The sequence below is a fragment of the Peptoniphilus grossensis ph5 genome, assembly GCF_000311825.1.
In the GTDB taxonomy this organism is placed as follows: domain Bacteria; phylum Bacillota; class Clostridia; order Tissierellales; family Peptoniphilaceae; genus Peptoniphilus_A; species Peptoniphilus_A hominis.
The window spans coordinates 341,260-353,783 of the sequence record NZ_HE978567.1; the positions used below are offsets into that span (position 1 = coordinate 341,260).

Below are 12,524 nucleotides of genomic sequence, written 5' to 3' on the forward strand. Positions count from 1 at the left end.
CCTTTGAACCCGTTTTTTTGTGCGTGAGAGGGCGGCACCGTTGGTAGGGAAATCAGCTTTTAAGATAACGACTCCCCCTCCCCACGGAAAACTATCCTCCAAATCTATCCCCACTCTTTGCATGAATCTTTGAGTGACAAGATTTACAAAGACTCATAAGATTATCTTCGTCATTAGTTCCACCACGAGAAAGAGGAAGTATGTGATGTACTTCCTCTACCTTTGTCATTCTATTTTCTTTTAAACACATCTCACAAAGTGGATGCTCTGCTACATATCTTTTTCTTATAAGTCTCCATGCTTTTCCATAACGCTTATGAGTTCTAGGATCTCTTTTATATTTTTCATAGTTTCTGTTGTATTCTTTCTCATGTTTCTTGCAGAATCGTCCGTCAACTAATTCAGGACAACCTGGATGTGAACATGGTCTCTTTGGTTTACTTGGCACTTTATCACTCCATAAAGAAAGCCTTGAAGGTGAAATCTCCAAGGCTCTTTTAATTATTCTTTTGCTATTTTAACTATACTACAACTACTTACTCTCATTCTATCAACTTTACTCTCCACTTGACTTTTTCATTAGAAGAAAATATAATTTAGTTAGAAAGTATGAATTTCTAACTAAGGAGGTTTTGTTATGTTGGTTGAACTAAAAGCTAAATCACAAGTTACTATACCAAAAGACATAGTAAACTCTATGGAATTAAATCAAGGCGATCAATTTGAAGTCATAGAAGATAACGGAAAAATTGTACTCGTTCCAGTTGCAATCTATCCAGAACATGTCATTAAAAATTTAAAAGCTGAAGTAAAAGAAATTAAGGACTCTATAAAAAATGGAGAAAGGCCAATCTTTGATTCCATTGACTCTCTATTCGAGGAGTTAGATAAGTAATGTCTTATAAAATTACTTATTCGAAGGCCTTTAAAAAACATTACAAAAAACTATCTGATACTGAAAAGAAACAAACGAAAAAGAAACTTAATTTTTTCGTAGAAAATCCTACTCACCCATCTTTAAGAACTAAGAAGATACAAGGTACAGATGGAATATGGGAGTCTTCTGTTAACATGGATATTCGCATTCTTTGGTTCTATGAAAATAATGAGTTGATATTTCTTTTAGATATTGGACACCATGATATCCTGGATAAGTTTTAAAACTAGTACTATAATAAAAACACGAATTGAAAACGAAAGTTTTTCGGGTGATGCATTTATGCGTCACCCGATTTTTTTATATCTCTATATTTTTTAAAGCCTTACTATGCAATCTAAAAATATGCTGAATTGAGTAATTCATCTCCACCGCTATCTTCTCCCAAGATTCAAAACAAAGATATCTTTTTTCTAAAACGACTTGAAGTTCTTTATCTTCAATCTTTTTTATTGTTCTCACGATTTCTTTCTTTAAATCCACCAATTTATCTATATCCCTATTAATCTCTTCTTGGAGATCTACAATCTTAACGATAGTATCTTCAAGTTTTGATGAGCCTATATTAGGACTCTTAGGCATATCTGATAAGGTCGATGTAGCTTTTGTTGCTAGAGCGTTGAGTGATTCAACTTGCTCCAGCTTTGAGTTTATTCTCTTGTCTAAATAAAAAGCTTGCTTTAAATATTCTTTTGTGTTCATTTCTTACCTCCATAAGTTTTGAGGTAAGTTCTCTATAGAACCTCTACTCATTTTAAATTTGCTTTTACTGCATCAATGAGTGCAGCTTGTGTTTTATTCTTATTTTCTAATGCTTTCATCACGTCTTCATCAATAGTTCCTTTAGCTAGAATATGATGAATCACAACTGTTTCTTTCTGCCCTTGCCTATAAAGTCTGGCATTGGTTTGTTCATAAAGTTCTAAGGACCAAGTAAGAGAAAACCAAATAAGTGTTGAACCTCCTGCTTGTAGGTTAAGTCCATGACCAGCAGATGCTGGATGGATAATAGCTACTGGCATCTTACCTTGGTTCCATTCTTTAAAGTCCTTACTTGTCTTAAGTTCTCTAACATTAAACCTATCTTTTATTCTTTTCAAATCTGACTTGTACCAATAAGCTATAAGAACAGGTTTACCATTTGCGCCCTCTATTAAATCTTCCAAGGCATCAAGCTTTCTATCATGGATATGAATCATATTCTTATCTTCATCATAAACAGAACCTGATGCCATTTGCAGTAACTTATTAGAAAGGGCAGCAGCATTGACTGCATCTATATCTTTATCCTTAATGCTAACTACCAAGTCTTTTTTTAAGGTCTCGTAGATATCTCTTTCTTTATCTGATAGATTTACAAAGACTTCATTGTTTATCTTCTCTGGCATTTTTAGGTAATCTTCAGCTTTCATAGAAACTGTGATATCTGATATCTTTTTATAGATTGCATCTTCAGCAAAAGGCAGTGGTTTGTAGGAATATATGATTGGTCCATTTCTCTTATCTGGTTTGAAGTAGATTTCCCTATACTGACCAATAAACCTTCCAAGTCTCTCTCCCATATCAAGCAGTCTAAACTCAGCCCATAAATCCATTAGGCCGTTAGATGATGGAGTTCCAGTAAGACCAACTATTCTTTTTACCTTTGGTCTAACTTTCATCAATGCCTTAAACCTCTTTGACCTATGAGATTTAAAAGACGATAGTTCATCAATTACGATCATATCGTAGTTGAAGGGTAGTTCGCTCTTATTTATTAGCCAGTCTACATTTTCCCTATTGATTAAATAAATATCTGCTTGTTCTTCTAATGCTTTTATTCTTTCTTTTTCACTTCCTATTGCTACTGAATATTCTAAGATATCAAGGTGAGGCCATTTTTCTATTTCTTCCTTCCAAGTATCTCTTGCAACTCTTAATGGTGCTACAATTAAAACTTTAGAAACATCAAAAGAATCAAAGAGTAAGTCTTTTATAGCCGTTAAGCTTATAACCGTCTTACCGAGTCCCATGTCCAGTAGAAGTGCTGATTCTTCATTTTCTTTTATAAATTCAGTAGCATAGTTTTGGTATTTATGTGGAGTATATTCCAATTAGTCACCTCCGATTCTCTTTATTATTTCATCAATGTTTTCTTTTGAGTCAAGAACATAAACCTTGAAACCTAAGTTTTTAAATTGCCTTATTCTCTTTTTCTGAATTGGTCTTGGTTCTCCTCCAGGTCTTTTTGTTTCAACAAATCCAACCTTACCTTTAGGAAGAAGTATTATCCTATCTGGTATTCCCGTCATTGAAGGAGATGTAAATTTAAGACAAAGACCTTCATGGAGTTTCACCTTGTCGACTAAGGCTTTTTCTATTTCATTTTCTAACATATAAACCTCTATTTTTAGCCATTGTGCAAGTCGTGAAACTCTATTATATAACCTTTATATATAACTAAAATTTAATTTACTTACTATATAATAGTTATATATATGACATTCACGACCTGCACTTCTTGTATTTTTACACAAAGTCTGACTTTAGTTTAAGTCCACTTATCACAATTCCTTGATTAGTTTTTCTCCTCATAAATCCATTGGATGAAAGAGCAGAATAAAAATCAGTTGTAGATCTTACATAGTCTCCAGTTCTTAAACAATAGGCTCTATATTCTTGATAGACTTCTCCAGACTTCTCTTCAAATGATGAATCAATCTCACAGCACTCATTTAAGAAGTGCTTGAACCAGTTATTCGATTCCTTATATTCATTTATGGCATCAGCCACTTTTTTAGGTAGGCTGAATTTAAAATCTTCATCAATGGCTTTTTTAGCACCCTCGATTAACCACTTGAGAACTGCTCCCCCAGCCTTATCTACTAAATAATCAGTGTAGTTTTTAATATCACTACTGCCCTCTATCTTTGCCTCAAATGGAATTACAATGAGTCTTCTCCAGGTTCCTTCATCTAAGGCACCCACCTTTGGTAGGTGGTTAGTATATAGGACAAGGGTATGAGAAGGTATGAACTTGAATGGATCTCGATATTTTTTCTCTGCTACAATCTCATCTGTAGAACAAAGCTGTTTAACATTTGAAGTATTTAACCTTAATCCTTCTTGAAGTTCAGATGCAATTAAAAGCCTTTTACTCTTGTTTCAGCAAGTTCTGGCTTGGCATTTCTCTTAGAATTAACTGTAAGAATATCTGCCGAGATTGACCCACTATATAGATTAAGGACTCTTGAGATAGTATTCCAAAATGTGGACTTTCCATTTCTTCCATCACCATAAGCTATAATGAGAGCCTCAATATAGACCTTTCCGATTAGAGAAATTCCTGCTACTTTCTGCACATATTCTATAAGTTCTTTATCTTTTACAAAAAATGTATCTAAGGCATCAAGCCATATATCCATATTTTCATTACTTGGATCTACAGAGGTTTCTTTGGTTATATAGTCATCTGCCTTATGCTCTCTACACTCTCCAGTTTTCAAATCTACTGTAAATGACGGAGTGTTTAACAAAAACTCATCCACATCAAGTTCTCTTTGGTCTATTTCAAGCATTGGTTTTGATTCTTTTAAAGTTGCATGGATGGCTCTGGTGTCTCCTCGTTTTACAGCATATTTCTTATATGCCTCAAGCAAAGTTAATTTATAATAAATAGATTTTTGATTTTTATCAAAAACCTCCATTGCCTTTTTCTCACTCATAGAAGACATAATATCCCTAATTCCTGATTTCTTAATGTCTTCATCCATTTTCAAAAGTTCATTGTCTATTTCTTCTAGTTGCTTCAGAACCAATTCTTGAGAACATCCTTGTGCCTTTAGTTCAGATTCCTCCCAGTAAGAGTCGTTGTAAACAAGAAAACCTGTAGAAGGAGAAAAGCGAATTCTATCTTGGTATTCTCTTACAAAAACTTCTGCTTGACCTATGTCTGAAAATTCAGAAGGTCTTAAATTTATGCCTTCAGTATATTCTTCAGGTGGAACATAATCTTCACTTGCAGCTATCTTTTTATAGAATTTACAAGCAGACCTCCATATTTGTTCCAGTTCATCATCTGGAAGTGGTGGTGAGCAAAGACTAGCTTTTTTATCAAATAATTCTCTCGCCTCACCTGTATTTCCATATCGAATGAGAACCCTACCTGCAAAATGGTTCATAGTTGAATTTCTAGAGCCTTGCTGAATCAAGTCTTGAGAGTTATCAAAATCCTCAAAGTCATCTTTTAAAATATCAGTTACATATTTCCTTCCCCTAACTATTTCAACAGCAGGATTCTTAACTCCAAAGAAAAATCTCGCCCCATCTAAGGCATTTCCATCAAAGAAAGTATAAGTCTCCGCCAACCTTTCTTTGATTCCTACATATTCAGCTAAATTTGTAATCTTAGGAATTGGAAAATATATATGCATTCTTGGTCTTGCAGCTTGCCCATTTTTTTCTTTTCTATGGTTTCTACTGTAAACTATGACAAATTTAACTCCATCAAATATTCTCTTTAAATCGTTAGTTGAAATCCAATCATCTGGATTTTCTGAATGGTCGTTGTCTATATCCATGGGAACACATTCTGACTCTATAAAATTATCATTGGACCTGTAGGAATTTTTATACTTAGCCATTACATGATCAAAACTCACAGCTTTCTCAAAAGACCTAACATCTACTGCATTAACCTCATTTGGATAAATACAGTTTGACTCCACTCCTATTAAATTTGAGGTGTATATTTTCAATTAGGCTACCTCCTTTATATAACGAATCTTCATTTTTCTCTTTTCAGCGACTCTTATTTCTTCAGCCATTCCTTGGCTTATATGGTCACCAAAGACCCATACTTCTTCACATTTTCCAAGAAGGACATAATTAAAATGCATGGCAAGTCTTCTCTCACTTTCATCACTCATAAACTGAGGAAATAAAAGATGTGGTGCTATGGGAATATTTCCTCTATCCAAGGCATAGCGAGAATAAGTTCTTGCCTTAATTACATTATTTTCTACATCTCCAGAAAATGGACTGCAGATATATACCAAGGGATAGTATCTCTTCTCTGCATTTTTAATTGCTTGATAAGGAGTGGGATCCTTGCACCCACTCCCGTTGTATAGTTCCTTATTCATAAATATCCCTCATTGTTTCACTACAAGTATTACAGCAAACTTGGGTAGAAACTAAATCTCCCTCTTCCAATACTTCAACCAAATCGACTCGAACTTCTTTTCCGCACTTTGGACAGGTGCAAAATACATTCTCATCATTTATTTCAATGCTTACTTCCATGACATCATTTATTTTTTCTTTAACATAAAACATGAATAAACCTCCATTAATCTTTTTTATAAAATTCGCTTTCAAATCCATCTGCATCAAGAATAAGTCCTGTCGCCCAACAAGGAACTATGGACATGATTTCATTTATTTCCTCGACACTAGATGAATCACTTTCTATTACAACTTCATCATGGATATGCATGACAATATTAAAACCTTTTTTCTCAAGTCTCATCATAGCCTCTGCTAAAATATCTCTGGCTATTGCTTGAACTATATTCTCTACAAATTTTCCACCATAGGATTCAATCTTGTCCCACTTGTTTCCTACTACGACTCCTTCATAGACTACTGATTCTCCACCAAATCGATTCATCCCGATTTTTGCTTTTGGATAAGCAAGTCTTCTTTTTGAAGGAAGTTCTATAAAAAGAATGCCTTTTTCATAGCTAATAACTAGGTTCTTGTATTCTTCTTTACTTCTAGTCTTTACAACTCTTTTTACGACTGAATCTATGTCCCACCACAAGCTTACGATGTTAGGATTTGCCTCTCGCCAAGAATCGACTATTGATTGAAGTTCATCTTCAGATAAACCCATCTCAATTCCACCCATTGCTTTTAGAGCACCTAATGCCCCTTGATAACCACAGGCTAGAGTGGCAATCTTTCCTTTTTGTCTGAGATGTCCATTTACTCCATGCTTTTCAACTGGCACTCCAAACATCCTTGATGCTGTTCTGCAATAGATATCTTCTCCATTTTCAAAAGCGTCCAGTACCCATTTTTCTCCTGCAAGCCAAGCAAGGACACGGGCCTCTATTGCTGAAAAGTCAGAAATAATAAACCTGGTGCCTTCTTTTGCTATAAAGGCTGTCCTTATTAATTGGGATAAAATATCAGAAGGAGATTCATAGAGAATTTCCATCGTTTCATAATCTCTATTTTTTACAAGACTTCTAGCTAGTTCTAAATCTTTTAGATTGTTTCTCCTTAAGTTTTGAACTTGAATAAGCCTGCCTGAATACCTTCCAGTTCTATTTGCTCCATAAAATTGGATCAGACCCCTTGCTCGATTGTCTTTTCCTATTACATTTTTCATAGCATCATATTTCCTAACTGAAGACTTAGATAATTCTTGTCTAAGTTCCAATACTTCTTTTATATCTCCCTCAGTATTTTTAAGAGCAGACTTTACATCTTTTTTAGCTAAGGAGTCTATCTCTAAGCCTTTTTTATTTAGCCATTCTTTTAGCTGTAAGGGAGAATTTGGATTTTCAAGACCAGTTAATTCTATGGCTCTATCCATGTTTTCATCTCGTAATATCTCATCAAATTTAATAGCTGAATCAACTAAAGATTCATCAATTAAGATTCCTCTGTCATTGATGTTTTGGTCTATCCAGTAGTTTTCCCATTCTGATTGAGGCATAGGAAATGTTGATAATTTTTTCTTAATAGCCATTTCTGTTTCCACATCTCTTTGGTTATATTTCTTAAAGGTAGACCACTTTTCTAAATCGTGGTGTGGTAAATTTCTTGTTCTCATACCATTTGTCTTAGTCGGTTTACAAGGAATAGAAAAATATCTTATAAGAGCCTTTCCCTCATTCATCTTTTGCTTATCGAGTTTTAAAACCTCTCCTACTTTCTCAAGCGATAGAGGTAGGCCAAGATAGGCTGACCAAATCATGGTGCAATACCAACCTTGAGGTTTTAGTTTCTTACCTAAAAACCTAGATAGACACACTCTTTCAAAGTTTGCGTTAAAGGCCCACTTTTCTATACTTTTATCGCTAAGTGCTGATAATATTTCTTCAGGAATAATCTCTCCATTTGCTAAATCTATAACCTTAACTTCTCCATCATCAATAGAATAGGCAAAGAGGAGGATTTCAAAATCCTCACTCTCGGCATATTTATATACACCACTTTTGCCTAAATCAACTGAAGAATAGGTCTCAAGATCTATGGACAATCTCTTCATAGCTATCACTAAGCTTTGTTAATTCTGCTAAATTATTTTTTCTATCTTCTTTTATTTGTTTTTCTATTTTTCTGATATCTCTATCTAGTTCTTTTAACTGAGCTTGTAAAAATCCAAGCTTATACCATAAAAAGGACCAAATAGCTAAAACTATCGCTGTAATTAAATAGTCCATTTCTACCTCCTATGCTAAGAAATCTTCGTCATCATCGTCCATAGCATCGAAGTCATCTGCTGCATTAGACCTATTTCCTAGAGGTTGACCATCTCTTAGCTTTTGAATATTTCCGAGACCCACGGCCACGCCCTTATTGCCATTTACATTGTAGGCATAGAAGTTAAGGGATACCCTTGCATAAACCCCTGAGTAGACTTCACTTCTATCAAGAATTGGTTCTACGTTTCTATCTACAATTTGAGGTGCTGTCATAGAGTTGGCATTTAAGAAATATGCATCAGCATATGCTTCATCATCTTTTTCTGTATCGCCATCTCTTAATGGTAGTTTGATAGCTTTCTTATTAGGTTTTTTCCCATTGAATTTAGAAAGTCCTTCATCAATAGCAGCATCTACTGCTTTTTCAATTTTCTCGATTGTCTTTTGGTCGCTCTTTGGGATAATGACAGATACTGAGTATCTTTCTTTACCACCATTGATTGACTTTGGTTCCCAGACATTTGCATAAGATAATCTAACTTCACCTGTAATTACTTTTGTTTTATTCATATTTGACATATTATTTACCTCCAAATTCTTCTTTAACATTGTCAATTTTTACTTCTTCTCGTTTATCTCTAATGCTTACTAAGGTTAACTTTCCTTTTGGTTTTTCTAATAAGTCGGTGATATTTTCATCAAAGACTTTCTTACCTAGTAACTTAGTCATAGCTGTGATGCCAAGTAACTTTTCTTCAAAGGGATTGAATCCCAGTTCTTTTACTTTTTTTACAACTTCATCTTCATCTCGGTATTTCCTATTAGACCTACCTTCGACAAGTTTTAGATCCTTCCATCTATGACCCTTCATTGCTCTTTCTAAAGCGTAAGCCTTGATATCTTTGACCCATTGTTCCAGTTCGTCTAGTTTTGGTAGAATCTCTTCAATTTCATCGTCAGATAGTTCTGGTGGTAGAGTAAATTCATCTTGTGCTAGTTTCAGATTCTCTTCTGCTCTTTTCCTGCATCTGTTCTTTGCTTTACAGAATATGCACCATTCTCCACAAGAGAATTCCCCCTCGCCTCTATATGCTTTCTCCGCTATCTCTCTTACAGATTCTCCCCACTTATAAAGTTCTATCTTATTGATTTCATAAGATGAGATGTTACACCTTCTTGGTTGATAGATATGAAGAATTACTTTCTCGATATCATAAATTCCATCAAGGAGAGTCAATGCACCAAGTCCGTATAACATGAGTTGTGAATTATCTTTAGCATCTACTAAAACTCCCTGACCATACTTTAGGTCAATTACATGAAGGTCTTTTCCTCCAACAACTACACAGTCAGCTGTTCCAAATGATTCTTTAACATATTCTGATAGGTCAAGTCTTTCTTCTACAAAGACGGCTGGACTTTCGTATCTACTTACTACTTCTGTCACATATGAAGCATATCCCTCAGTTAGCTCATCCATTTCTTCATCATAAAAATCCAAATCATCAGTAGGATCTTTTACATCTATGCCTAATAAATTCTTTAGTTTATATTCTGCTAAGGCATGAGCTGAGGTGCCTTCAAGTGCATAAGGACTAACTTCATCTTCATATTTTTGAGAGAGCCTAACGCTTGGTGGACAGTGAATCCAGCGTGAACTACTTGAGGCGGACAATATTGCGTGAGCGCCCATTACAACTTCTCCACATCTGCTACCAAGTCTTTATAGTTACTTGGTTCAATCTCAGATAACTTTTTAGCTCCATACTTTTCTAAGAGTTCTCTTATCTTTGCTGTATGTCCTAATCTTGATTTGTCGGCTAGTATCTTTCTAACATCTTCAATCTCATAGGTCTTTTCGTTTTGTTTTACTTCCTCTCCCTCTTTAGGAACTTCCTCATCACTTTCTAGTGCTGTGAGAAGGATGCCTATACTAGATGCAAGATTCTCTGCATCTTCTTTGATTTCCATTAGTAGCTTTATTCTTGACACTTTTTTCTCCTTTCTCTGGTTGCATTAATTCCATAGCTATCTTCTTGGCAACAATTGAGATAGCTATTAAACTTTCTGCCATCTGTTCGTTTTTTACTAAGTCCACTTTGTTCCTCCTTTCATACTCCTTGGGACATTCATTAAATTTTTGAGTAAGATTTCTCCTCTCATACTCCTTAGGACATTTGCCTTCATTTTGAGTAAGTTGTATATCCTCATACTTCTTAGTACATCCTGTTTATATTTGAGTAAGACTTCTTCCCTCATATTCCTTAGGACATCTAGTAAGTTTTTGAGTAATTATTTTTTCCAAGGTCTCAATTTCTCTTGAATCTTTGGTAAATGCTTATTTTTGATGTTATTAACTGTTTTTTGGGATATTCCTACTACTTCTGCGACTTCTCTTTCTTTCATTTCGTAGAGAAAGAGTAGTTTTAGAACTTTTTTATCTCTTTCAGAAAATTCACTAATGACTTCTAAGAATGCTTCTTCTAGAAGTTTGTACGTTACTATTTCCTCAGTATTTTTAACGCTAGTTACTTCAAAGTCGTATTCCTCTTCAGCAACATCAAGGGATAAGGGAAGACCATATTCTTTTGTTTCGACAAAGCCTGTTTCTAAGCTTCCTGCTTGGACATAGTTTCCATTTTTCTCAGCCACTGTTTTAATTCTGTCTTTATCTTGTAGTTCTTCTAAATTCTTATAAGCTCTTTGGATTCTCTTTTTTTCTCTCCAGATTGGTTTCATATATTCTTTGTAGACTTCTTCACTAACTTCGATTTCTTTTCCATCTATTTCTAAATATCTTTTCTTTGCCATCTTTTGCCTCCTTGCAAAATCTCTAGATCCGCAAGAAGGCCATCCGTAAAAACAAAAAAAAGACGGCAATAGAAAACCATGGTTTGGTTTTCCGACTGCCGTCTAGCGTTCTTGCGGATATCTTTTACTTATTTAAAATTTTAATTTCGCCTTTAACTACATAGGCTATGGTTGTGCTTTTACCTCGCCTGATAGTTAGCTTTTTCTTGTCTTCACTAATATCACAGACTCTTTTTCCTTCTTTGTTTCTTATTTCTATAGGATCACCTCCTTAATATAAAAATAGCCAGATGAGTTTCCTTTTGAATACTCATCCGGCTATTTGATAGTTACATTTACTTCTTTGCTCGGTATGGTTTTTTCTTATTTTTGTTTGATATTTCCAGTGTTGAGATTTTCCCACAGTGTGGACATTTTGCTGCTATCTCTATTTTTTCTAAAGGAATTCTTGATACATCAAAAAATCTCTTTTTACAGACTGGACATGCCATTTGTTCCATAATACCTCCTTATCTTTCCTCGTTAGCTTTTTTGCTAATTTCTTTCTTAAAAAAATATAGCTAAGCTATATTTTAAAAACTAAATTCGTTATATAGTTCTTTTGTTAATTCAAAGTCATTAGGTGCATAGCCTAATACTTTTAATCGAACTAATGCTGCTGTTTTTGATACTTGGAATTGCTCTGATACTTTCATGATGAAATCAAATAGATAAGTCTCATCCTTAATATGCTTATCATAACCTAGATAGTATAAATACTTTATAATCGCTTTTTTATTCATCAAAAGACAAGAAGCAAATGTGTTTGCCTGCCATTCTATTGTATCCATAAATCCCCAGCGTTTAGTTTTCTTCTTATTAACATCGCCAGTTCGACAAGCTAGCGAAGCAGGCTTTTCTTCTTCATTAAAAAAAGATAGTTGGTTTGGATCTCTATAGAATACACACGGATGGATTACTCCATGTCCACATTCATGAGCTAGGGTAAACCTTCTAAACCCTTTATCTCTTGGATTGTCTAATTGTTTATCTATTAGAATAGTATTGGCTCTATCTGTAAGATATTCTAGTTCCCATTGTCCAGTTTCAACATTTGGCATTAGGCTTTTCATTGTTCGTATTACTTGGTCATCATTAAAGACCATCATCCCTGCATAGCATCCGTTATGAGATAAGTAGGCATATTCAACACTAAACCCTAAATCAAATTCTGCCAGTCCTTCAATATCTACTGCTTCAAAATTTTCAATTGCAGAAGGACAATATTTATTGAGAATTTGCTCGGTCAGTGATTCAATTTGATCTAAAGTGATAAATGGAGCACCTGTACTTGATTTGCTGAAGTTATATTGATACAT

Annotated in this window: 19 protein-coding genes; 2 read left to right on the top strand and 17 right to left on the bottom strand. The window is 34.5% G+C overall.

The window, feature by feature from the left end; all coding sequences use genetic code 11:
• Window positions 1-91: 91 nt before the first annotated feature.
• A complete protein-coding gene (locus HGPG_RS05910) occupies window positions 92-448 on the bottom strand; it encodes an HNH endonuclease (RefSeq protein WP_019117861.1) in 357 nt (118 codons plus the stop codon).
• A gap of 189 nt (window positions 449-637) precedes the next feature.
• Here HGPG_RS05910 and HGPG_RS05915 point away from each other — a divergent pair, with 189 nt between their 5' ends.
• Window positions 638-895 (top strand): AbrB/MazE/SpoVT family DNA-binding domain-containing protein, encoded by a 258-nt coding sequence (locus HGPG_RS05915; RefSeq protein ID WP_019125140.1) that lies wholly within the window; start codon window positions 638-640, stop codon window positions 893-895.
• Window positions 895-1,161, top strand: coding sequence for a type II toxin-antitoxin system RelE/ParE family toxin (locus HGPG_RS05920; protein WP_019125141.1), 267 nt, complete (start codon window positions 895-897; stop codon window positions 1,159-1,161). Before HGPG_RS05915 ends, HGPG_RS05920 begins: the two co-directional genes overlap by 1 nt.
• A 76-nt stretch (window positions 1,162-1,237) precedes the next feature.
• Here HGPG_RS05920 and HGPG_RS05925 read toward each other — a convergent pair whose 3' ends face one another.
• The 16 genes from HGPG_RS05925 to HGPG_RS05985 form a co-directional block, all read right to left on the bottom strand.
• Window positions 1,238-1,639, bottom strand: a complete 402-nt coding sequence (locus HGPG_RS05925) for a DUF1492 domain-containing protein (protein ID WP_019125142.1) — start codon at window positions 1,637-1,639, stop codon at window positions 1,238-1,240.
• A gap of 47 nt (window positions 1,640-1,686) precedes the next feature.
• Entirely contained in the window at window positions 1,687-3,030 is a 1,344-nt protein-coding gene (locus HGPG_RS05930; RefSeq protein ID WP_019125143.1) for a DEAD/DEAH box helicase, read from the bottom strand.
• Window positions 3,031-3,312: a VRR-NUC domain-containing protein gene (locus HGPG_RS05935; RefSeq protein ID WP_019125144.1), complete on the bottom strand. Its 282-nt coding sequence runs from the start codon at window positions 3,310-3,312 to the stop codon at window positions 3,031-3,033.
• A gap of 133 nt (window positions 3,313-3,445) precedes the next feature.
• Entirely contained in the window at window positions 3,446-4,060 is a 615-nt protein-coding gene (locus tag HGPG_RS10510) for a DNA primase family protein (RefSeq protein ID WP_245543899.1), read from the bottom strand.
• Window positions 4,060-5,673 (bottom strand): DNA primase, encoded by a 1,614-nt coding sequence (locus HGPG_RS05940; protein WP_245543892.1) that lies wholly within the window; start codon window positions 5,671-5,673, stop codon window positions 4,060-4,062. The genes HGPG_RS10510 and HGPG_RS05940 overlap by 1 nt, the downstream gene beginning before the upstream one ends.
• Window positions 5,674-6,060, bottom strand: coding sequence for a DUF7768 domain-containing protein (locus tag HGPG_RS05945; protein ID WP_019125145.1), 387 nt, complete (start codon window positions 6,058-6,060; stop codon window positions 5,674-5,676). It lies immediately after the preceding gene.
• A complete protein-coding gene (locus HGPG_RS05950) occupies window positions 6,053-6,253 on the bottom strand; it encodes a hypothetical protein (RefSeq protein WP_009431911.1) in 201 nt (66 codons plus the stop codon). The genes HGPG_RS05945 and HGPG_RS05950 overlap by 8 nt, the downstream gene beginning before the upstream one ends.
• Window positions 6,254-6,266: 13 nt before the next feature.
• Window positions 6,267-8,198, bottom strand: a complete 1,932-nt coding sequence (locus HGPG_RS05955; RefSeq protein WP_019125146.1) for a DNA polymerase — start codon at window positions 8,196-8,198, stop codon at window positions 6,267-6,269.
• Window positions 8,173-8,373 (bottom strand): hypothetical protein, encoded by a 201-nt coding sequence (locus HGPG_RS05960; RefSeq protein ID WP_002834902.1) that lies wholly within the window; start codon window positions 8,371-8,373, stop codon window positions 8,173-8,175. The genes HGPG_RS05955 and HGPG_RS05960 overlap by 26 nt, the downstream gene beginning before the upstream one ends.
• A 9-nt stretch (window positions 8,374-8,382) precedes the next feature.
• On the bottom strand, window positions 8,383-8,934 hold the full coding sequence (locus tag HGPG_RS05965) for a DUF2815 family protein (RefSeq protein WP_019125147.1): 552 nt from the start codon (window positions 8,932-8,934) through the stop codon (window positions 8,383-8,385).
• Window position 8,935: 1 nt separating this feature from the next.
• Complete coding sequence (locus tag HGPG_RS05970) at window positions 8,936-10,048, bottom strand: DUF2800 domain-containing protein (RefSeq protein ID WP_019125148.1); 1,113 nt, start codon at window positions 10,046-10,048, stop codon at window positions 8,936-8,938.
• Entirely contained in the window at window positions 10,048-10,347 is a 300-nt protein-coding gene (locus HGPG_RS05975; protein ID WP_036731705.1) for a hypothetical protein, read from the bottom strand. The genes HGPG_RS05970 and HGPG_RS05975 overlap by 1 nt, the downstream gene beginning before the upstream one ends.
• The gene (locus tag HGPG_RS10355; RefSeq protein WP_019125150.1) at window positions 10,289-10,453 is read right to left on the bottom strand and encodes a hypothetical protein; all 165 of its coding nucleotides are present in this window, start codon (window positions 10,451-10,453) and stop codon (window positions 10,289-10,291) included. The genes HGPG_RS05975 and HGPG_RS10355 overlap by 59 nt, the downstream gene beginning before the upstream one ends.
• A 194-nt stretch (window positions 10,454-10,647) precedes the next feature.
• Window positions 10,648-11,166 (bottom strand): sigma-70 family RNA polymerase sigma factor, encoded by a 519-nt coding sequence (locus HGPG_RS05980; protein WP_019125151.1) that lies wholly within the window; start codon window positions 11,164-11,166, stop codon window positions 10,648-10,650.
• A gap of 335 nt (window positions 11,167-11,501) precedes the next feature.
• The gene (locus HGPG_RS10360) at window positions 11,502-11,666 is read right to left on the bottom strand and encodes a hypothetical protein (protein ID WP_002834910.1); all 165 of its coding nucleotides are present in this window, start codon (window positions 11,664-11,666) and stop codon (window positions 11,502-11,504) included.
• A 72-nt stretch (window positions 11,667-11,738) separates the two neighbouring features.
• Entirely contained in the window at window positions 11,739-12,524 is a 786-nt protein-coding gene (locus tag HGPG_RS05985) for an ImmA/IrrE family metallo-endopeptidase (RefSeq protein ID WP_019125152.1), read from the bottom strand.